The 22063-nt window shown below is 68.0% G+C and carries 13 protein-coding genes; 6 read left to right on the top strand and 7 right to left on the bottom strand.

The window, feature by feature from the left end; genetic code table 11:
• Positions 1–55: 55 nt before the first annotated feature.
• On the bottom strand, positions 56–3055 hold the full coding sequence (locus AC5RUF_RS06345; protein ID WP_494130031.1) for a UPF0182 family membrane protein: 3000 nt from the start codon (positions 3053–3055) through the stop codon (positions 56–58).
• Positions 3056–3281: 226 nt separating this feature from the next.
• Complete coding sequence (locus AC5RUF_RS06340) at positions 3282–4382, bottom strand: YlbL family protein (protein WP_493997084.1); 1101 nt, start codon at positions 4380–4382, stop codon at positions 3282–3284.
• Between the two features lie 331 nt (positions 4383–4713).
• Between AC5RUF_RS06340 and AC5RUF_RS06335 the strand changes: the two genes are divergently transcribed.
• Positions 4714–6204, top strand: a complete 1491-nt coding sequence (locus AC5RUF_RS06335; protein WP_493997085.1) for a zinc-dependent metalloprotease — start codon at positions 4714–4716, stop codon at positions 6202–6204.
• An 82-nt stretch (positions 6205–6286) separates the two neighbouring features.
• Here AC5RUF_RS06335 and AC5RUF_RS06330 read toward each other — a convergent pair whose 3' ends face one another.
• Complete coding sequence (locus AC5RUF_RS06330; protein ID WP_493997086.1) at positions 6287–6871, bottom strand: M48 family metallopeptidase; 585 nt, start codon at positions 6869–6871, stop codon at positions 6287–6289.
• Positions 6872–6947: 76 nt separating this feature from the next.
• On the opposite strand from AC5RUF_RS06330, the gene AC5RUF_RS06325 reads away from it, so the two are divergent.
• A complete protein-coding gene (locus AC5RUF_RS06325; protein WP_494130030.1) occupies positions 6948–8105 on the top strand; it encodes a ThiF family adenylyltransferase in 1158 nt (385 codons plus the stop codon).
• 46 nt (positions 8106–8151) lie between these two features.
• On the opposite strand, the gene AC5RUF_RS06320 is transcribed toward AC5RUF_RS06325, so the two are convergent.
• Both AC5RUF_RS06320 and nudC read right to left on the bottom strand, forming a co-directional pair.
• The gene (locus AC5RUF_RS06320) at positions 8152–10278 is read right to left on the bottom strand and encodes an ATP-dependent DNA helicase UvrD2 (protein ID WP_494130029.1); all 2127 of its coding nucleotides are present in this window, start codon (positions 10276–10278) and stop codon (positions 8152–8154) included.
• Positions 10275–11237 (bottom strand): NAD(+) diphosphatase, encoded by a 963-nt coding sequence (gene nudC, locus AC5RUF_RS06315; protein WP_493998091.1) that lies wholly within the window; start codon positions 11235–11237, stop codon positions 10275–10277. The genes AC5RUF_RS06320 and nudC overlap by 4 nt, the downstream gene beginning before the upstream one ends.
• Before the next feature lie 142 nt (positions 11238–11379).
• On the opposite strand from nudC, the gene AC5RUF_RS06310 reads away from it, so the two are divergent.
• The 4 genes from AC5RUF_RS06310 to AC5RUF_RS06295 all read left to right on the top strand — a co-directional run bounded on the left by AC5RUF_RS06310 (position 11380) and on the right by AC5RUF_RS06295 (position 15081).
• Entirely contained in the window at positions 11380–12915 is a 1536-nt protein-coding gene (locus AC5RUF_RS06310) for a phosphotransferase (RefSeq protein WP_494130028.1), read from the top strand.
• A 161-nt stretch (positions 12916–13076) separates the two neighbouring features.
• Positions 13077–13457, top strand: a complete 381-nt coding sequence (locus AC5RUF_RS06305; RefSeq protein WP_493998080.1) for a GntR family transcriptional regulator — start codon at positions 13077–13079, stop codon at positions 13455–13457.
• The gene (locus tag AC5RUF_RS06300) at positions 13454–14392 is read left to right on the top strand and encodes an ABC transporter ATP-binding protein (RefSeq protein ID WP_493998079.1); all 939 of its coding nucleotides are present in this window, start codon (positions 13454–13456) and stop codon (positions 14390–14392) included. The genes AC5RUF_RS06305 and AC5RUF_RS06300 overlap by 4 nt, the downstream gene beginning before the upstream one ends.
• Positions 14392–15081, top strand: a complete 690-nt coding sequence (locus AC5RUF_RS06295; protein WP_494130027.1) for a hypothetical protein — start codon at positions 14392–14394, stop codon at positions 15079–15081. The genes AC5RUF_RS06300 and AC5RUF_RS06295 overlap by 1 nt, the downstream gene beginning before the upstream one ends.
• 53 nt (positions 15082–15134) lie before the next feature.
• On the opposite strand, the gene AC5RUF_RS06290 is transcribed toward AC5RUF_RS06295, so the two are convergent.
• Both AC5RUF_RS06290 and AC5RUF_RS06285 read right to left on the bottom strand, forming a co-directional pair.
• Positions 15135–18566 (bottom strand): ATP-dependent helicase, encoded by a 3432-nt coding sequence (locus tag AC5RUF_RS06290; RefSeq protein WP_494130026.1) that lies wholly within the window; start codon positions 18564–18566, stop codon positions 15135–15137.
• Entirely contained in the window at positions 18563–21931 is a 3369-nt protein-coding gene (locus AC5RUF_RS06285; RefSeq protein ID WP_494130025.1) for an ATP-dependent helicase, read from the bottom strand. Before AC5RUF_RS06285 ends, AC5RUF_RS06290 begins: the two co-directional genes overlap by 4 nt.
• Positions 21932–22063 lie beyond the last annotated feature (132 nt).

Raw genomic sequence — 22063 nt, 5'->3', positions numbered from 1 at the left:
AAACAACTTTACCCGCCGCGGGGCCCGGGCGCAAACCGGCCCGGTGCATCCCGGCCTAGTCGCCGTTGCCGCCGTCCGCGGGCGGGGCGGAGGCGCCGTCGGTCGGGGCGTCGGTCGAGCCGTCGCCGCTTCCGCCCTCCATCCGCTCCTGGGCCGCGGTGGCCCGGGCAATGGCGTCCTTGAGCCGGTTCTGCGTCTCGCCGTAGGCTGCAAAGTCGCCGCGGCCCAGGGCTGCCTGTCCGTCCTGGATGGCCTTGCCTGCATCGGAGAGCGCGGTAGCCAGTTCGGACTGCGCCGTAATGTCGGTTCCCGGCGTCTCCGGTGTGGCACCGACGTTGCCGGCGTCGCCCGTTTGAGCGCCGGAGTCTCCCCCGAAGATCTGGTTCAGGGCCTCGTCAAGCGTGGGTGCAAAGCCGACCTTTTCACCGAAGTTCACCAGCACCCGCTGCAGCGTCGGGTAGGACGATGCACCGGAGGACTGGACGTAGACCGGCTGGACATACAGGATGCCGTCACCGACCGGCAGGGTCAGCAGGTTGCCGTTGATAACCTCCGAGGCGCCTTGGCGCAGCAGGTTCAAGGCGTTGGAGACGGTCGGATCGGAGTTGAACGTGTTCTGCGCCTGGCCCGGACCCGGGACAGCCGTATCCGTCGGCAGCGCCAGCAGCCTGAGCTTGCCGTAGCTCTCGCTCTTGACGCCCGCCTCGCCGGTGCCGGCATCGGCGTCGGCCGAAAGGAAACCGTAGAGGACGTTGCGGGCCTCGCCGGTTTCCGTCACGAACGGAATGAACGGCGTGGTCAGCGAGAAGGTGGCCTCGTCCTGTCCCGGCATCTGCAGGGACAGGTAGTACGGCGGCTGCTTGACGCTCGAGTTGCCGCCGGTGGGATCGGAGGGCACGCTCCACGCGTCGTCGTTTTTGTAGAACGAGTCGGGGTCTGTGACGTGGTACTTGCCCAGCAGCTCCCGCTGGACCTTGAACTGGTCCTCCGGGTAGCGGACGTGGGCGAGCAGGTCCGCGGACATCTCGCTGTACGGCTTCAGCGTGGACGGGAACACACTCTGCCAGGACTGCAGCAGCGGATCCTGGTCATCCCACGCGTAGAGGGTCACCGAACCGTCGTAGGCGTCAACGGTGGCCTTCACCGCGTTGCGGATGTAGTTCACCTGCTCCTGCGGCAGGGCAGCGGCACCGGGGGTCAGGGAGTCGGTGGTTGCGTCCTGCAGCTCCTGCTGCGTGGAGTACGGGAAGTACTTGCTGGTGGTGTAGCCGTCCACGATCCACTTCACGCGGCCGTCGATGATGGCCGGGTAGGCATTGCCGTCCACGGTCAGGTACGGGGCAACCTTCTCCACACGCTCGCGGGGATCGCGGTCGTACAGGATCTGGGATTCCTCGTTGATGGCGTCGGACAGCAGCAGCTCGGTGGACTGGAACTTGATCGCGTACACCAGCTGGTTGAAGAGGTTGCCCACGCTGGGGCCGCCGTCGCCGCTGAAGGTGGTCTGCGATTCCTCCTCCGAGTTGCCGGTCTGCGGCCGGTCGATTTCCACCGGAGCGCTGCCTTCGGGGGCTCCCACCACGGAGTACTGCGGAGAGTTTTCGCCGAAGTAGATGCGCGGCTCGTAGGACCCGTCTTCGGTCAGCACGCCCGTGGAGGGGATACCGGATTCCATGAAGCTGGGCTTGCCGTCGGCCTCCACCGTGGAGCCGCGGGCGGCCACCACGCCGTAGCCGTGGGTGTAGAGGATGTGCTCGTTGACCCAGCCGGTAGGCACGCCGCCGACGTTCAGTTCACGGACGGCGATCACAGTGTCCTGGACCTCACCGTCGATCTCATAGCGGTCCACGTTCAGCGTCTGCGGGAACTGGTAGTACTGCCGGAACTGCTGCAGCTGGCTGAACGCGTCGGACACAACGTTCGGATCCAGCAGGCGGATGTTGGTGGTGGTCCCGGCGTCCTGGGCCAGGGCTCCCGCATTGGCGTTCACCGTGGCGTCGTAGGGAATGACCTCGGTATCGGAGAGGCCGTAGGCTTCGCGGGTCAGGTCGATATTGCGCTGGATGTATTCGCGTTCCAGGTTCAGCTCGGATGGCTGGACCTGGTAGCGCTGGACGATCCAGGGGTAGACACCGCCGGCCACGATGGCCGTGATGATCAGCATGGCGGTGCCGATGATCGGCAGCCGCCAGCGGCCGATGACCGCGGAGAGAATGAACAGGACAGCCACGATGGCGGAGGCGACCGCCAGGATGGCCTTGGTGGGGATGACGGCCTCGACGTCGGTGTAGAGGGCGCCGGTCCAGGTGCCGGACGTGCTCAGCAGGGTGTCATAGCGGTCCAGCCAGAAGTTGATGCCCTGCAGGATCAGGAAGGCCGCGGCGATGATGGCCAGGTGCAGGCGGGCCGGGCGGCTGACGAAAACGCCCTTTTCCTCGAGCCTGATCCCGCCGTAAAGGTAGTGGGTCAGCAGTCCCGCGATGCCGGCAATGACCACCACGCTGATGAGGAAGCCCACCAGGAAGCCGATGAACGGCAGGGTGTTCAGGTAGAAGCTGTAGTCCATGTTGAACTGCGGGTCGGTCTTCCCGAAGTCGCGGCGGTTGAAGAACAGCAGTGCCTGCTGCCACATGGACATGGCTGCCGTACCGGCAAAGCCGCCGACCACGATTGGAATGCCGATCATCAGCAGTTTGCGGACCGGCTCAAGCTGCGCCTGGTAGCGGTTCAGGTTGTCCTGCAGCGCGCTGTCCGGGGCGTAGATGGGCCGGGACACGTAGGCCACCCGGATACTGGTGAACACACCGGCCGCCATCACCAGGAAGGCGGCGAGGAACATGGAAATCCGGGTCAGGTTTTCCTTGACGAAGACTTCCAGGTAGCCCAGCTGGTTGTACCACAGGACATTTGCGTAGACCTGGGAGAAATACACGAAGCCGATCACCAGCACGGCAACGACTATCAGCGTGGCGATCAGCGGGCTGCGCCGGCGTCGCCTGCCGGCGGCCGTGGCCGTACCGGGTCGGGAAAATGGGCCGTTTGGTCCGGAAGTCACAGTTACCTCATCGTTCGGTGCGTCGGCTCGCGGCCTCGCCGGGATGCACCGGAGGGAGTGGTTGCGGGGCGCGATTTCCGCCCCGTTTCCCCGCCGGAAGACCCGGAAGCCGTCCGTAGACCATTCTGCCTTGGATTGTTCTTCGGCGGCCACTTCGATCCGCCGCCGGAAAGAACCTTGTCCCGATCGTAACGAGGCGCGGGTGCCCTCTGCTAGGGCCCTGCTGTCAGAGCGTGCATTGCTTCAGTTCGGACGGGTCCGTGCCCGAGGCAAGCTTTTCCACGGCGTCCCGCGCCTCGGAGAGGGTGGAAACGCCCACCACAGCCAGGCCGTCGGGAATGTGGCCGACCACCTCAGCACAGTTCGCCTCGGGTGCCAGGAAGTAGCGGGCACCGGCGTCGGAAGCCCCGATGAGCTTCTGCCGGATCCCGCCGATCGGGCCCACGTTGCCGGCGGCGTCGATGGTTCCCGTGCCGGCAAAGTGCTTGCCGTCCGTCAGCTGTTCCGGGGTGAGCCGGTCCACGATGCCCAGGGCGAACATCATGCCGGCGGAAGGGCCGCCCACCTGGTCAATGCCCTCGCCGATCTTCACCTCGAACGGGAAGTCGTATGTGGTGGCCAGCTGAATCCCGAGCTGGTACGTGCCGGACTCGGCCAGGCGGGGCGTGATCTTTTCGGTGACCTCGGAGCCGTTCCGGCGGACCGTGACCTCGGCCGTTTCGCCGCCGACGTCGTTCAGTGCGGCCCGCAGGGTATCGATCCCGTCGATGGGTTCCTCCCCCACGGCCACCACCGTGTCGCCGTCCTGGAGCACGCCCTCTGCCGGGGAACCCTCCACCACCTCGGCGACGAACAGCTCCTGCGTGTAGTCGATGTCCAGCAGGGTCAGGGCGGCCGCGACCGCTGATTCCTGCGACGACGTCATGGCAGCAGCGTTCTCCTCATCGACATCCTCCCCGGTGGTCCCCGGAGCGTAGAGGAAATCCGCGGGGTACACGACATCCTCCGTGCTGAGCCAACCGCCGAGCGCCTGGAAAATACTGATATCGGTACTCGGGCCGCCGGCGACATAGACAGTGGTCAGGTCCAGCTGGCCGTCCGTGGGATAGCTGCGCTCCCCTTCGATCTGGATGATGTCCTTCCCGCCGGCGGTACCCAGCGTGTTGAACGTGGGCCCCGGGGACTCCACCACATACCGGGCCGGCAGGAGCAGCCCGGCGGCGCCCAGGACGACGGCGAGCGCTCCGGAAACCAGGATGCCCCGGGAGCGCGGGGTCCGCTTGGCGGGGACGGGACGGCCTCCGCCAAACCCCTGGTAGGGGTACACGGAATAGCTGCCGTCCGGTTGCGGTGCCGGGGCGGGTGAACCTGGCTGCCCGGGATTTCCCGGTCCGCTGTGCCCCGTACCGCTGCTGTCTTCATGTGAGGGGCGCAACTGACCAACCTTTTCCTGCGTATGTAGTGCCGTTCATTTATCCGTGCCTGCAAGCCTACGCCCGGGCCGGAGCACAGGCGCGCAGGCGGGCTTTGCCGTCAGCGAACGAAATACGGCTGTGCGGGACAGGCGTCCGGCCCTGCCGGTAACGTAAGGGCAATATGGTCGGCACTTGCCGGGCATCGTAAGCGTTAGTTTCCTTCCACAGGACCGGTGGTATCCCATGAGCTCCAATCCATCCGACCGCGGGGACAACCCCCAGGATCCGCTCTCCGAAATGCTTGCGCGCCTGTTCGGCGGCGGCGGTGCCGGCGGCATGGACCCCTCCGAGCTGGCGAAGGCGGCCGGGCTGCCCTCGGATCCCAATGCCATGGCCATGATCTTCCAGCAGGTGCAGGCCATGTTCAGCGCGTCCTCCGACGGCCCCGTTAACTGGCAGCTGGCCAAGGACAACGCGCGCCGCGTGGCAGCGACGGGCAGCGATCCCTCGACCGGGCCCACGGCGGCCCGCGAGGTGGATGAGGCCCTGCACCTGGCCGGACTGTGGCTGGACTCCGCCACCGACTTCGCCGCCGTCTCCACGCTGGGCCGCGCCTGGTCGCGCGCCGAATGGGTCGAAGCCACCATGGATTCCTGGCGCCAGCTCACCGAACCCGTGGCGGTCAGCATTTCCGAGGCACTCTCCAACGCCATCACCACGCAGATGCCCGAGGAGATGAAGTCCATGATGGGCGGTGCGTCCTCCATGCTGGCGAACATGGGCGGCGCGATGTTCGGTATCCAGCTGGGCCAGGCAATCGGCGCCCTTTCCAAGGAGGTCGTCAGCTCCACCGACGTCGGGCTGCCGCTCGCCGCCGGAACCATGGCCCTGCTTCCGGCCAACGTTGCCGCCTTCGGCGAAGGCCTGGACGTGCCCGCCGAGGAAATCCGGCTGTACCTTGCCGTTCGGGAAGCGGCGCACGCCCGGCTGTTTGCCCACGCACCGTGGCTGGCCGCGCACCTCTTCGGGGCCATTGAAAGCTACGCCCGCGGCATCCACATCGACATTTCCAAGATCGAGGAAGCCGCCCGCGACATCGACCCGGCCAATCCCGAGTCCATCCAGTCCGCCCTTTCCGGCGGTGTCTTCCAGCCGCAGCGCACGCCGGCACAGAACGCCGCCCTCGAACGCCTTGAAACGGCTCTTGCCCTCGTGGAGGGCTGGGTGGACGAGGTGACCGCAGCGGCCACCTCGAACCTGCCCTCTGCCGGCGCACTGCGCGAGATGATCCGCCGCCGCCGGGCCAGCGGCGGACCGGCGGAGCACACGTTCGCTTCCCTGGTGGGACTTGAGCTCCGTCCCCGGCGGCTGCGCGATGCCGCCGCCCTGTGGGCGCACCTGACGGAGGAACGCGGCATTGAGGGCCGCGACGCCGTCTGGGAGCACCCGGACCTCCTGCCCACCTCCGAGGACCTGGATGACCCGCAGGGCTTCAGCAAGCGGCGCCAGCTGCTGGAAGCCGCTGATTCCGACGTCGACGCCGCCCTGAAGCGCCTGCTTGAGGGCGGGTTCGACACCCCGGCGGAGACAACGGGCGAAGACACGGAATCCGGCGGCGCAGCAGCCGACGGCGGTCCGGAAGCCGGCGGCGGTCCGGAAGCCGGCGGCGGTCCTGATGGGGACGCCGGGGACACTTCTGACGGCGACACCGACGGCAAGCCCGGAGCCAACTGACCGGGAGGACAACTCCCGAAGTGCCAAAAAGGCCGGTCCCGGCGGATAACACCGCCGGGACCGGCCCTTTCCGCATCTTCCCCTAGTCCTCGGCCATTTCCCCCTGGAGCCCGCGCGCGCTGGCAAAGGCTGCCCCGGAAAGGAACGCCTTGGCCGTTTCCGTGTGCGGATAGCTTTCCAGGAGCCGCCAAAAGGCCGGGCCGTGGGAGGGGACCAGGAGATGCGCAAGTTCATGCAGCAGCACGTAGTCGACCACCCAGTCCGGCATCCCCTGCAGCTTGTCCGAGAGCCGGATGGTTCCCCGGGCCGGTGTCGCGGAACCCCAGCGTGAATTCTGGTTGGTGACCCACCGGACCGATTCCGGCTGCGCCCGCCCGGAAAGGTAGGCCCGGGAGAGCTCCCCTGCCCGTGCCATCAGCTCGCTGTCCGTGGCCTGCGTGCTCGCTGCCCGGGCCGAGCGCTGCTCCAGGCGGGCCACCATGCGCCGGACCCACTCCGCCTCCTGTTCCCGGCTGAAGTGCGCCGGTATGGACACCAGGGCGACGCCGTCGCGGAAGACTGCATTCACGGTCCGTTTGCGCCGTGCGGACCGCCGCACCTGGATGGGGATCCCCGAACTGGTGGTGGCAGGAACGGACGCGCCGGACGTGGGACGGAGTTGAGGCATATTTCCAGCCTAGACGCACAGGCAGGCCCGTCCGCACCTTGTGGATAACCACCGGCCGGGTGTGCTCCGTGCCAGCATGGGTCTCCACTCAGGCCGGCGCGGCCGGAAAACCGTCCGGCAGCTGGACGAGCAGCTCAATGAGAGGGAGCGGACCATGCGGATCAATCCGGGAGTACATGTATTGGAAGTCTCGCCCGGTTCCAGGCAGCTGGGTATCGGCCCCGGCTCGCTGCTGCTGCGCAACCTGCAAGGAGCAGACCTCGCCTTCCTTGCCGCCCTGCAGCACGGCGTGCCGGACGGCACGGAGCCAGCCGCAGCGGCGGCACTGGCACTGCCGCAGGAACGGGCCGCGTCCCTGCTGGAAGTACTGGGCCCGCTGCTTGTCAGGCAGGAACCGGCTGCTCCCCCTGTCCCCTCCCTGCGCTCGGAGCGGCTGCAGCCGGATACGCAGCGCCTCTCCTCCGCCTACGGCGTCAACGGCGAGGAGACAGTGCGGCTCCGGGCCGCTGCCACGGTCCTGGTGGAGGGGCTGGGACGCACCGGTGCGCTGGTGGCCCGCACCCTTGCTTCCGCCGGGATCGGAACCCTGTTGCTGGCCGACGCCGGCACCGTGTCCCCTGCGGATGTGGGGCCCGCCTACGCAGTGACGGATATCGGCATGAACCGGGCGGCGGCTGTCAAACGGCACCTGTTCCGGGTTGATCCCACCCTGCAGGTGCTCGCGGTCGCGGGTCTTCCCGACCGGACCGGAGGTGCGTCCGTTGACCTGGCCGTTTCGGTACGGGCGGTCGGCTCCGGTTCCGGCCCGGCACGCCCCGCGGACGGAACCGGGGGCCCGCAGCTGGTACTCACGGCGCAGGAAGACGGCTGGGATGTAGGGCCGCTGGTGGTTCCAGGCGCCACGCCCTGCCTCGAGTGCCTGGACCGGCACCGTGCCGATACCGATCCGGGCTGGTACGCGGCCGCCGATGCCCTGGGACGGCGGGTCCCCGCCGGCGGGGGCACCGGGCCGGATTGCTCGGGTCCCGAGGGAGAGGAGACGGCCGGGGCCGTCCTGGCCGCCGGTGCGGCGGCCGCAGCGGCCCTGTCCTTCCTGGACGGCATCAACCGTCCCGCGCTCTACTCGGCGGTCCTGCGGCTGCGCACGGCGGACGGTTTTCCCCGCCTGCAGAAACTCGACTACCACCCGGCGTGCGGCTGCCGGCTGCAGCACCGGGTCCACAAGGTGGCGTAGCCGCTGTCCGTTTTCGGCCGCCCGTTTCCCTGCGCCGCGCCGCAGTCTAGGAACCGGTGCCGGCCTCCAGCACTTTCAGGACCGCTTCGCCGTACTTCTCCAGTTTCGACGGTCCCACCCCGGGCAGGGTGGCCAGACGGTTCAGCGACGGCGGGCGGTCTTCGGCAATCGCCACCAGCGTGGCGTCGGTGAACACCACAAAGGCAGGTATGCCGGCTTCGGACGCCGCTTCCCGCCGCCACTCGCGCAGAGCCTCAAACGTGGCTTCCTCGTAGGTCACCGGGCAGTCTCCGCAGCGACCCACCTTCCGCTCGGCGCCGGTGGTCAGCAGGGCTCCGCAGCTGCGGCATTTTGCCGGACCGGTGACTTTCCGCCGGGACGGCTTGGCCGGTCCGGCTGTCCGCCCGGCGTCACGCTCGGTGCGCGGACGCAACCCGTCCAGGAACCGTGACGGTTTCCGGTTGGCCCGCCCGCCCGGCGTCCGAGCCGTGGACCAGGACAGCGCCAGGTGCTCCCGGGCACGGGTGATCCCCACGTACAGCAGCCGGCGTTCCTCATCCACTGCCTCGGCCGTGTCGGCAAAGGAAATCGGCATGAGCCCCTCGCTCAGGCCCACCAGGAACACGGCGTCCCATTCCAGGCCCTTGGCCGAGTGCAGCGACGCCAGGGTGACACCCTGGACCCGCGGGGCATGCTGCGCCGCTGCACGTTCCTCGAGTTCGGCTACGAAATCCTGCAGCGTAAAGATGGCTTCGGGATCCCGGGTCCGCGTGACCTGCAGTTCCTCGGCCAGCGCCACCAGGGCCGCCAGTGATTCCCAGCGCTCCCGGGTAGCTCCGCCGCCGGCCGGAGCCTCGGGGGTGTAGCCCAGGGAGGCCAGGATGTCGCGGACCAGCTGCGGCACCGGTTCGTTTCCCACGGACCGGGAGGCCGCGCGCAGCTGCAGCACGGCGTCGCGCACCTCGCGGCGGGCGAAGAACCGCTCGCCGCCGCGCAGCTGGTAGCCGATCCCGGCCGAAGCCAGCGCCTGCTCGTAGGCCTGCGACTGGCCGTTGGTGCGGAACAGGATGGCGATTTCGCTGGCCTGCACGCCCTGCTCCAGCAGCGCCTTGATGGCGGAGGCAACATGGGCTGCCTCGGCTTCGTCGTCGGCGCATTCGGTGAACGTGGGTTCGGGGCCCGCGGGCCGTTGCGCCATCAGCTCCAGCGGGGTGGGCCACGGCGGGGCGGACCGGTTCCGCTCCCCCTCGGCAGTGCGGGCGGCCAGGATCCGGTTCGCCAGCCCCACCACCTGCGGGGTGGAGCGGTAGTCGCGGACCAGCTTGACGACGTCGGCGTCCGGGAACCGCTTGGTGAACTCGAGCAGGTGCCGGGACGTGGCCCCGGTGAACGAGTAGATGGTCTGGCTGGAGTCGCCCACCACGCAGAGCTCGTCCCGGGCGCCCAGCCACAGGTCCAGGAGCCGCTGCTGCAGCGGGGAAACGTCCTGGTATTCGTCCACCACGAAGTGCCGGTACTGGTCCCGCACCATGGCGGCCACGCGCTCATCTTCCTGCAGGATCCCCACCATGATCAGCAGGACGTCCTCAAAGTCGATGATGTTGCGGTCCACCTTCACGTCCTCGTAGGACTGGAAGATGCGGGAGATGGCGGTGAGGTCGAATCCCGCCGGCGGTTCCCGGTCCGCCGCGGCACGTACATAGCTGTCCGGGGTCAGCATGGACACCTTCGCCCATTCGATTTCAGCGGCGACGTCGCGGATGGCGGCCCGGTCCGTGGACAGACGCAGCCTCCGGGCTGCCTCGGCGATAATCTGGGCCTTGTGGTCCAGCAGCCCCGGCATGGCACCGCCCACGGTGTGCGGCCAGAAGTACTGCAGCTGCTTGAGCGCGGCGGCGTGGAAGGTCTTGGCCTGGACACCGTTGGCGCCGAGGTCCCGCAGCCGGGTGCGCATTTCCGCCGCCGCCCGGGCGGTGAAGGTCACCGCCAGCACCTGCTGGGGTTTGTAGACGCCGGTGGCCACGCCGTATGCCATGCGGTGGGTGATGGCACGGGTCTTGCCCGTGCCGGCGCCGGCCAGGACGCAGAGCGGGCCTGTCAGGGTGGTGGCGACGGCGCGCTGCTCGTCATCGAGTCCGGCCAGGATGCGTGCTTCGGGTGATTCGCTGCTCATGCGCGGGTGCTGGCCTCCGGTTCGGTAATGGTCCCGCCGTACCAGCGCTCGATCAGGTTCCGGGCAATGGAAATGGGGCCTGCAATAGTGATTTCGCCGCTGGATACTGCGTGCGCAAGTTCGGTCCGGCTGAACCAGCGTACGTCCGACATTTCGACGCCGTCGGCCCGCGCGGCAGGGTTGGCGGTGCGGGCCGTGAAGCCGAGCATCAGTGAACACGGGAACGGCCACGGCTGGGAACCGAGGTACTGCGGAGAGTGGACAACCACCCCCGACTCCTCCTCCACTTCCCGGATGACCGCCGCTTCCAGTGATTCCCCCGGCTCAACGAAACCGGCCAGCGTGGAATAACGGTTGCCCGGCCAGGCAGCGGCCGATCCGAGCAGGATGCGGTCCTGCTCGTCGGTCACGGCGACAATGATGGCCGGGTCGGTCCGCGGGAAATGGGAACTGCCGTCCTCGGGGCAGCGGCGGACCCAGCCGCCCTGTTCCGGTACGGTCCGGGCACCGCAGCGGGGGCAATGGGTATGCACGGCATGCCAGTTGGCCACGGCGGCGGCTTCCACGAACAATCCGGCGTCCAGCGCTCCGAGGTCGGTAGCGGACTGCCGCAGGCTGACCCAGGCGGCGCCGTCGACGGCGAGCGCCGGATCGGGCTCCGGCAAAGTGACCAGCACGATGTCCGATCCCGCGGGCACCTGGGCGTCTTCCAGCGTGCGACCGAGGTAAACGGGGACCTCACCGAACCCTTCCGCCGCTGGTTCCGACAGCACCAGTGCCGCATCCCGGACAAGTGTGCGCCCCTGCGCGAAGTACATGATGCGCGTCCCGGCGCTGCCCCGGATGGCCTCGAAGAGATCAGGGGCCACCCGGCGGTCGGAGCCGCGGTCTACCGCAGTCCGGGCCAGCGGTAACAATCCAAGGGGAGAAACATCTGCTGCCGGTGCCGGAATACTCATACCACCTACCGTACTGACTGAGTCCCCCCAAACTGTAGTTGACCGCCGGAGCCGGGACGGGCTTGAGGTTTTCCTCACGGTTTGGGCGACTCGCCGCCGCACTAAGGTTATTCGGACCACATCAGCCCATACGGTTGAAGATGTGAAACGGACTCCCATGGAATTGGCTGCAATGGCCAGCGCTGCCGTCCCAGGGCTGACCCCGACCGGCGTTGCCGGCTCCCCCGACGATGCCGCGGATTTCGACGCCGCGCTGCTTGTCGACGACGCCGGGCGCAGGTGGCGGGTACGGGCACCCAAGCATCTGGAAGCAAGCATGCGCCTGGAAACCGAACTGCTTGTCCTGCGCACCTTTATCCCTGCGGTCCGCGCCGAGCTGCCCTTTGTGCTGCCCTATGTGGCCGGAACCGTCCGCCAGGGCGAGCTGTGCACGTTTGTCTACTCCCATCTTCCCGGCGCCACCCGCAGCATTGACGCACTGATGACCTCCGGGCGGTCCGTTGCGGAAGAAATCGGCCGGGCCATGGCTGCCATCCACGGGCTCCCGAGGGAACTGGTCACCCGGGCAGACCTGCCCAGTTACAGTGCCAACGAGTTCCGCCAGCGGCGGCTGAATGAACTGGACCAGGCCGCCACCACCGGCCTGATTCCCTCCGTGCTGCTGCGGCGCTGGGAACATGCCCTCGAGGATGTCTCGCTCTGGCGCTTCAAGCCCACCGTGGTGCACGGTGACCTGCATGAAGACAACATCCTGCTCACGGGCGAGCGCGTCAGTGCCATCACCGGTTGGACGGATCTGCGCGTGGGCGATCCGGCCGATGACTTCGCCTGGCTTATTGCCGCCAATGACCAGCGGTTCACCGACACCGTACACAGCGCCTACCTGTCGGCAAGCAGCGATCCGGAGGACCCGCACTTGATCCGCCGCGCGGCGCTGTCGGCCGAATTCGCGCTGGCTCAGTGGCTGGTGCGCGGCGTTGCAGCGGAGAACTCCACAATGGTGGACGAAGCCGTGGAGATGCTCGGCACGCTCGAGGCCGACGTCCTGGCCCAGGAAGCCGCGGACAAACGCACCGGACAGGCCCGCCAGGTGGCAGCAGCCGCCCGTGCCGCGAAGGTGGTCGTGACGCCCATCGAGCCCGCCGTGGCGCCCGCGTCCGGAACCGACGGCTCTCCCACCGGCACTGCGGCTGACACTCCGGGTTCCGATGACACAGCCGCTGCCGAACCCGCCACTTCCGACGCACCGGGGGACGCCGCCGGGGATGACGCCGCCGGGGACGCCACAGCGGCCTCCCACGACGTCACCGGCGGGAACGATGGCGGGGACAGCGAGGGCGACGCGGCCAAGGACTCGGATACAGCCGGCGAAGCGGACCCGGTCCTGGCCGAGGTGATTGTGCTGCCCGCCCGGCCCGGTGCCGCAGCACCGGGCCGGGATGTTGGTGCCGTGCCGGCAGAGGACGCAGCAGGCACCACAGACAGTGCAGACACCTCAGACGCCGAAGACCCCACAGACATCAAAGACACAGACATCAAAGACACAGACACCGAAGACAAGGTTCCCGCGGGTGACGGCGATGCCGCAGACCGGGACGGGGACGCGAAACCCGCTTCCCCGGACAGCGGAGAAACAGCCACCACTTCACTGCCGCTGGTTCCCGTCCGGGACAAATAGCGCCCCTCCTTCGATCGTGCCCCGCCGTTTCGGCGGGGCACTTTTTTGTGTGCCGAACATGCTTCGCGGCAAGTGATTGCCAAGCGGCCCTTTCGGTTCTATGGTTAGTTACGCAAGTAATGAACCACCTAACCGATTGCATCGAACTACCAGGAGCCGTTTTGATCGATGACAGCAGGCCGATCTTCCAGCAGATCGCCGAACGGATCGAGGGCGACATCCTGGACGGGATCCTCCTGGAGGAAGGCCAAGTTCCTTCCACCAATGAATTCGCAGCTTTCTACCGGATCAATCCGGCAACGGCAGCGAAGGGCATCAACCTCCTCGTCGACGAGGGCATCCTCTACAAGCGCCGCGGTATCGGCATGTTCGTTGCTCCCGGGGCCCGGGAAACGGTCCTGACGAAGAGGCGCGAACAGTTCTACCAGCAGTACGTCCGTCCGCTGACAACCGAAGCACGGAGACTGGGCCTCACCGGTGAGCAGATCACCGAACTGATCCGGCGCAGCACCGTGGACACCGAAGGGAGCATGGCACCATGACTGCCGGCACCGAGAACGTCATAGAAACCCGGAACCTCACCCGCCGCTACCGGGACCAGCTAGCGCTCGACAACGTTGACCTCAGCATCGCCGGCGGCCGCATCTACGGGCTGCTCGGACGCAACGGGGCCGGCAAGACAACACTGATGTCGATCCTCACCGCCCAGGGCTTCGAGTCGTCCGGGGAAGTGCGGGTCTTCGGCGAACATCCCTTCGAAAACGAACGGGTACTGCGCCGGCTCTGCTTTGTCCGCGAATCCCAGAAGTATCCGGACGATTTCACGGCGGCGAATGCCTTTGCCTCGGCGCGCCTGCTCTACCCCAACTGGGACGCAGACCTTGCCGCTTCGCTGGCCGGCGAGTTCCAGCTCCCGCTTAAACGGCGGCTGAAGAAGCTTTCGCGCGGCCAGCTCTCTGCCGTGGGCGTGGTCCTCGGGCTGGCCTCGCGTGCCGAGCTCACCTTTTTCGACGAGCCCTATCTGGGACTCGATGCCGTAGCCCGCCAGATCTTCTATGACCGCCTGGTGGAGGACTTCGCCGAGCATCCGCGGACCATCCTGCTCTCCTCCCACCTCATCGATGAGGTCGCCAACCTGTTGGAGCACGTCATCGTGATCGACAACGGCCGGATTGTGCTTGATGAGGACGCCGAAGACATCCGGGGGCGGGCGGTCACGATCACCGGGACGGCCGACGTCGTGGAGGCCTTCGTCTCCGGCCGTCCGGTTATCCACCGGGATTCGCTCGGATCCCTGGTCTCGGTGACCCTGGACCAGCGGTTGGACAACGCCGAGCGCCGCGAGGCGGCAGAGCTGGGACTGGACCTGGCCCCGGTGTCCCTGCAGCAGCTGATTGTCCGCAAAACCCGGCACGCCGGAACCGGGCCGGACTCGGTGTCCGGCAGCACATCAACCGACAGTGTGGAGGCTTTCTGATGAACCGCGCAGTAGCAGTTGCACGGATGCAGCTGACCAACAAATGGATCTACCTGGGCATCCCGCTGATCATCCTTGCCGGGTCCACGCTGATTTCGCTGGCCATCTTCGCGATGATTCCGGACGACGCCTCCAACGTCATTTCGGGTTCCGGCCAAGCGGTGATGTGGTACTTCTTCGCGCTCGGCGTCCAGGCCCTGACCCTGCTTTTCCCCTTTTCCCAGGCGCTCAGCGTCAGCCGGCGCTCCTTCTACATCGGCACCGTCGGACTGTTCACAGTGGTGGCCCTTGCCCTTGCCGTCCTTTACTGGGTGCTGGGCCTGATCGAGCAGGCCACCGACGGGTGGGGCATGAAGGGTGCCATCTTCGCCATTCCCTGGATAGCAGAGGGTGAATGGTACGCCCAGATCCTCTTCTACTTCGCCGTCACCAGCCTGTTCTTCCTGCTGGGCTTCTGGAGCTCCACCATTTACAAGCGGTGGCGGACGGTCGGCCTGACGGCAGCATTGGTCGGACTCGGCGCCGTGCTGCTCGGGGTCATCGCACTGATCACCTGGCGCGATGCCTGGCCGTCGGTGGGAGCCTGGCTGGTGGAGCTCACGCCACTCTCGCTGGCCGGATGGGTGCTTGCCGCCGCCGCACTGCTGGCCCTTACCTCCTACGCAACCCTCCGCAGGGCCGTGCCGTAAGGGCCGTGCCGTAAGGGCCGTGCCGTAAGGGCGGGGAAGCCCATCCGCCGGAATCAGAATCCGGCGGACGGGCTTTCCGCTGCCTCACGGATGATCCGCTCCAGCTCCGCTTCCCCGGCAAGGTTGTACGGACGGATGACCTTGTCCGCCGCGACGTAGTAGAACGCGGCGCGGACCTTCTCCAACGGGACGCCCTTGAGGCGCGACCAGGCCAGCCGGTAAACCGCCAGCTGCACGGCACGCACATCCAGCTTGGCCGCCGACGGCGGTGCGCCGGTTTTCCAGTCGATCAGGTCCCAGCCGCCGTCGGCGTCCTGGAAGACGGCGTCGATGCGTCCGCGGACGACGACGGTATCCACCTTGGTTTCCACGGGAACTTCGATGTAGGCCGGGGTCCGCTGCGCCCATTCCGAGGCCTCGAACGTGGCAACCATGTCCTCGAGCTGGTAGGCCTCATCCACGTAGGCGTCGGCGGCTCCCGGGTATTCGTCGATGTCCAGCATGCCGCTGGTGCCGAAGAACTCCTCCACCCAGGCATGGAAGGCGGTGCCTTTGCGGGCGGCCATGCCGGGCTGGCGCGGAACCGGCCGGCGCAGCTGCCGCGTCACTTCGGCCGGGTCGTCCTTCAGGTCCACCAGCATGGAGGCCGAGATGTGCGCGGGCAGCTGAACCTGGACCACCTCGTTGGGCGGCCGGTGCCGGGCCAGCAGCAGTTCCGTCTCCTGACTCCAGCGGCCGGCCGCCGGAGCGGGGCCGTCAGCTGAGGCAGCTTCCAGTACCGCCTGCGCGGCCGTTTCCATCCGCTGCCGGCGCGCGCCCAGGGGATCCACCGGCCATACAGCCCGCTCGGCCTCGGCCAGGGCGGGGTTCTCCGTTCCCTCCTGCTCGGCGGTCAGCCACTGTTCCAGGTGGTAGCCGGCCGCCCCCTCCTGTTCGAGGGTGTACAGGTCCTGCAGGTAGCGCGAAGGGGCCAGCGGCTTGGAGCGTCCCCCGCCCCAGGCGGAGGACGTGCAGATCAGCACGGACTTTGCCCGGGTGAAGGCCACATAGGCAAGCCGGCGTTCCTCGCGTTCGGCATGGCCCTTGGCGTCTTCGCTGAACAGCTTTTCGCTCTCCAGCCAGGACTTCTGGTCCACCTGTTCCCAGTCCCACTGGGGCAGGTCGAGGCTGTCCCCGCGCAGGGTCCACGGCAATGAGGAGTCGCCGCTGCTCCAGCGTGAATCCTTATCACTGGGGAAGGACGCCTCGTTCAGGCCCGGGACGGCAACAATGTCCCATTCCAGCCCCTTGGAGGCATGCACGGTCAGCAGCTGCACCGCTTCCCGGCTCGGCTCGAGCGGCGTGACGGGCAGGCCGTTTTCCTCCGCGTTGGCGGCTTCGAGCCAGGCCAGGAACGCCGCGAGGTCCACCCGTTCGGACGAGGAGCTGAAGGTTGCCGCGGCGTCGATGAAGGCATCAAGGTTGCGGCGCGATTCGTGCAGGGTGACGCCGGGCTTCGCAGCCACCTCAATATCAAGCAGGATCCGTCGTTCCACTTCGCCGATGAGCGTGGTCAGGTCCTCCCCCACAAATCCGCGCAGGTCCCGCAGCTCGTTGCGCAGCAGCGTCAGGCGGCGCAACCCTTCCTCGGAGAGGGACCGTCCGGCATTGGAGACCCAGCCGGGACGGGGCAGGGAATCCACCGCTTCCACCAGGCTGCCGGCCTCCACCAGGTCGGCTTCCACCACCAGGTCCGGTTCTTCGTCCGGGCCGTGGATATCGGCGGCATCGGCCACCCGGACGGCGCGTTCGCGTACCCGGACCAGGTGCCGGGACCAGTCGGCCAGGGCCATCAGGTCCGCCGGTCCCAGGCGCCAGCGCGCTCCGGCCAGGATGCGCAGCATCGAGTCCGAGCGTCCCGGATCGCCCAGCACGCGCAGGACCGCCAGGAGGTCCACCACCTCAGGGGTGGACAACAGCCCGCCCAGCCCGACAATCTGCACCGGGATGCCGAGCAGTTCCAGTTCCTTCCGGATGGCTTCGAACTGCTTGCGGCCGCGGCACAGGACCGCGACGGTGGGCCACAGAACCGTGCGGCGGTCGTCGTATTCGGCTTTCTGCTGCCGGTGCTTGGCAATCAGGCCGGCAACGGCTTCGGCCTCGCCGAGGATGCGCTCCGGGTTGTGCTTACCCGGTTCCACCGAGACGTCGCAGAGATAGCGCCCCAGGTACACCTCGCCGAGCGGGGCATTCGGCCGGGCCTGCAGCTCCGGGACGTGCGGCAGCCGCTGGTGCTTGAGCCAGGGTGCCACCCCGTTGAGCGGAGCGGAAACCGTGTTGGCCGCTTCCAGCACGGAGGTGGAATTGCGCCAGGCCACGGACAGGTTTGCCAGCGGCGCCAGTTCCCTGCCGTGGTCGGTGATGAGCGGAAACTTTTCCCGGAAGGTACCCAGCTGACCCGCGGAGGCACCCCGGAACCCGTAGATCGACTGATGCGGATCGCCCACGGCGGTGACCGAGCGGCCGTCACCGAACAGCTTGGAGAACAGCACCATCTGCGCATGGGAGGTGTCCTGGAATTCATCCAGCAACACCACCTTGAACTTGGCGCGTTCCATTTCCACGGCCTCGGGAATGGTGGTGGCGATGCGCGCCGCCAGCTCCACGAGGTCGCCGAAGTCCAGCTGCCGGCGTTCGGCCTTGGCCTGCCGGTAGGCCTCGACCAGTTCCGTCACGGAGATGCGGGTGCGCAGGCGGTTGAGCAGTTTCCGGGCCGCCTGGGTTGGTTCCTTGGGCTTGCCGAACTGGTATGGCAGCGACGCGACGGCGTCGACGTGCGCGGATAGTTCGGCCCGCACCTCGGCCGGGGTGCGCAGATGCTCGGAGCATTCCCCGGCCATTTGCAGGACGGCACTGACCAGGGTCGACTTGGCCGCGGTGAAATGTTCGTAGTCACCGGAATAGGCCTCGACCACTTCGTTGGCCAGCTGCCAGGACTGGGCCCCGCCAAGCATCACCGAGTCGCGTTCCACCCCGATCCGCAGGCCGTAGTCATTCACGATGCCGTTGGCGTAGGAGTGGTACGTGGAAACGGTGGGTTCCATCCGTTCCTCCGCCGTTTCGCCGTCGGCGCCCGCGTCGGCACCGTCCAGCTGGCGGTACAGCAGGTTCAGCCGCCCGCGGATCCGCGAAGCCAGCTCCCCCGCGGCCTTCCGGGTGAACGTCACGCCGAGGATCTGCTCGGGGCGCACGAGTTTGTTGGCCACGAGCCAGACCACGCGGTCGGCCATGGTCTTGGTTTTCCCGGACCCCGCACCGGCGATCACCAGCAACGGTTCCAGCGGCCCCTCGATGATGCCGATCTGGTCTTCCGTGGGGTACTGCACCGGAACGCCCGGCTCGGTATGCAGCAGCTCCGCGAGGTCACGTGCCGAGTAGCGGGGCGCGGTGCCGCCGTCGGGCCCGCTGTCCGGAACAGTCACTTCATCGGTTACGGAGGTGCTCACTCGGTGACCTGCTTTCCTTCAGCACACAGCGGACAGATTTCGGGCAGCCGGCAGCCGTTGCCGCCGAAGCCGCTCCGGCCCGGATCGTGGACAGTCTCGAAGAACGCTGCGGACATCAGTTTGGCTGCGTCCCGGACCATGTCACGTGCCGTGGTGTCGTTGGGGTCCAGGGGCGGCTGCTCCTGGACGGAGACGCCCTTGTTGGAGGTGCCCAGCTGCACCAGGGCGGCCCCGCCCGGCACCCGCGAGGCATCGGGAACCGCTCCTTCACGGACCGCTTCCTGATAGGCGGCGAGCTGCGGATGGCCCTGCAGGTCATCCTTTTTCGGCGCGGACTTGCCGGTCTTGAGGTCCACGATGAACAGCCTGCCGGCGGCGTCGACCTCCAACCGGTCAATCTGGCCGCGCAGCAGTGCGGTGCGCACCGCGCCGTCTATCTCCACCGGCAGTTCCACTTCGAAATCCTTTTCCACGGCGGCCAGTGAACGGCCGCTGCGGCGCATGCTGATCACATATTCGGCCAGCTTGCGGACCATGGTCTCTGCCCGCTGATGGTCCATCTGCCCTTCCCAGTTGTCCTTCATGCCCAGCGACGGCCAGCGCTTGGCCAGCTCGGCCACGTATTCGGTGCCGGTGGCATCCGGCATGTCCTGGGCGATGGCATGTACCAGGGTGCCCAGCGACCGGGCGAAGTCGGTGGCCTGCTCTCCACCCGCGGCGGAAACAAACCAGCTCAAGGGTGACTTGAGCACCGCGTCGACCTTCGACGGGGAGACCGGGATGGCCGCATCCGGGGGAAGGATGGGCGCTTCGGTGGACAGCGGCAGCAAGCCCCACCACTGGTCCGGACGTGCGCCGGGAACGGGCACCTCGTGGCGGACCATGGTGCCCAGGTGGTGGACGGCTTCGGCCGCGCCCTCCGGGTCTATGTCCGCCTGTTGGGCGTATCGGCGCAGTTCCGAAACCAGCGAGCGCAGTGTGCTCGGCCGCAGCACTTCGGTGCGGGGGCGTTTCTCCGCCCCCGGCTCCAGCGGAGCCACCAGGTCCAGAAACTGCGAGGGCTGTTCGTCCTCCGAGGAGACCGCGGTGCAGATGAGCAGTTCCCGGGCACGCGAGATGGCGGTGGAGAAGCTGCGGAGCTCGTCGAAGCGGATGGACTGCATCAGGGTCAGCGGGCTGCGGTGCGCACGGAAGTTGTCTCCATATTCCACGGCGGCAACCAGCTCGCCGCTGCCCAGCAGCTCGCCGCGCAGCCGGAGGTTGGGCCAGACATCCTGCTGGATGCCGGCCACGATCACCATGGGCCATTCCCGGCCTGCCGCGCTGGCCGGGGTCAGCAGTTCCACGGCGTCCCGGCGCTGGGCGCGGGCGGCCAGCGTGTCCATGGGCAGTTCGGAGCTGGTCAGGTAGTCCAGGAACTGGGCAGGCGTGGAACCGGGCAGCTGGTCGACGTAGCGTTCGGCTGTCTGGAACAGCGCCATGATGGCGTCCAGGTCCCGGTCTGCGCGGGAGGCGGTGGGTCCGCCCGCCAGCGCGGCCTCGGCCCACTTCCTGGACCAGCCGGAGGCCGACCAGAGCGCCCACAGCACGGTTTCGGCGGTGGCCCCCGGTTCGGCGGCGGCGGTGCGTCCGGCGGTCAGCATGCCCGCGATGCGCTGGGCGGCCAGCCGGGCGTCCCAGGTCAGGCCGGCCAGGGCCCGTCCCGAATCTGAGGACGGGTCAAGCAGCGATTCCACCAGCAGCGCGTCGCTGGTCCTGCCGCCGCCCGAACTGCGCTCCTCGCGCCGCAGGGCCTGCCGCAGCCGGCGGAGTTCCAGGGTGCTGGCGCCGCCGATGCGTGAGGTCAGCAGTGAGACGGCCAGTTCGGGGGTGAGCAGTTCGGGATCAAGCACGACGGCGAACGCGTCCAGCAGCGGTCGGACGGCCGCTTCGTCGCGGACAGCCTTTTCAGCTACGGGAACCTTCACCTCGATGCCCTGCCCGGTGAGGTAGCGCTGCAGCGCGGCCAGCTGGCCGCCGGTGCGGACAATGACGGCAATGTCCTCCAGCGAGCGCCCGTGCAGCAGCTGGGCCTCCAGGATCCGCTGGGCAACGTAGCGCTGCTCGTGCATGGGCGAGTCCACCACGTGCGCTTCAACCGCCGGCAGCTGCGGCAGTTGACGGCCGGTCTCGGTGTCGGCGGCGGTTCCGGCATCGGCGGTGCCGTTCGGGCCGGCTGCTTCTGCGGGGGCTGCGTCTGCGTCCCCGAAGGTTGTGTCCTTGGAGGTCGTGTCGTCGTCGGGAGCTGCGGAACCGGTGTGCCGGGCATCGGCCACCGCCGTCCGGTAGGAGGGCAGCTGCCCCACTACCGAAATGCGGGAGGCGGTGCGCGTCCAGGCCGCAGCCAGGGGACCTGAGAGCCGGTGCGAGGTGGTCAGCACGTGCGTCTGGAGCCGGCCGCCAAACCGTTCCGCCAGGCGCCCCACCAGGTCCGGACGGGCCCCGCGGAACCCCTGCACCACGGTGTCGGGGCAGGCCGCGGCAATGGAATCCGCGTCGCCCCTGCCGGCCAGCAGTGCATACAGGCTGTGGATGGCCGGATTGGCTTCCTGCAGGTCATCCACCAGGACCAGCTGCTGGCGTGCCTGCTCGGCTTCGAGGAACTCGGGGTCCGAACGCAGGATGTTCAGGGCCGAGGTGATGATGCCGGCCGGGTCGAAGGATTCGGGCATCCGCAGGTCCAGGACGTCCCGGTATTCGGCGTAGAGGGCGGCGGACGCCACCCAGTCGGGACGGCCGTGCCGCTCCCCCAGCCCGCGGAGCTCTTCGGCGGAGATACCGTATTCGATGACCCGGTCAAAAAGCTGGCGGATTTCCTGCCGGAAGCCGCGGGTGCCCAGGGCAAGCTCCAACCCGTCCGGCCACGGCGGCTGCGGGACACCCTGTTCACCGTGCCCGGCCAGCAGTTCCTTGATGATGACGTCCTGTTCGGCACCGGAGAGCAGCTTGGGTGCACGCGTGATGTACGGCAGCCGGCCCTCGGTCTTGGCCCGCCGGATGAGGTCGAAGGCGTATGAAGCCCAGGTCCTGGCCGGGGCGGTGCTCAGTGTCCCCTGCAGCCGGGCGGACAGCGCATCCCTCAGCGAGGCGGCGGCCAGGCGGGACGGGGCCAGCAGCAGCAGGTTGGAAGGATCCAGGCCGTCCCGTTCAATCCGGGCGACGGCGGCTTCCACCAGGACGGTGGACTTGCCGGTGCCGGGCGCGCCGAGGACCAGCACGGGACCGCTGCCGGTGTGCAGGTCCACCACGGCCTGCTGGTCGGCGCTGAGCCGCGGGGCGGCCGATGCAGCCGCGGCCGGCCCTACCAGTTGGAGTTCAACGCTCATGGTTCCACTTCATCATGTCCCACCGACATTCCTGATATTGACGTGCCCCCGCCGCTCCGCTCATCCGTCCCCGTCCGGCCCGGCGGGGTTCTGCAGCCCCTCGCGCAGGGCGTCCAGGGCCGCCCAGCCGGC

The sequence above is a fragment of the Arthrobacter sp. Y3224198 genome, assembly GCF_059090025.1.
The sequence above is the reverse complement of the archived record's forward strand: the minus strand, read 5'-3'. Positions and strand labels throughout refer to the sequence as shown.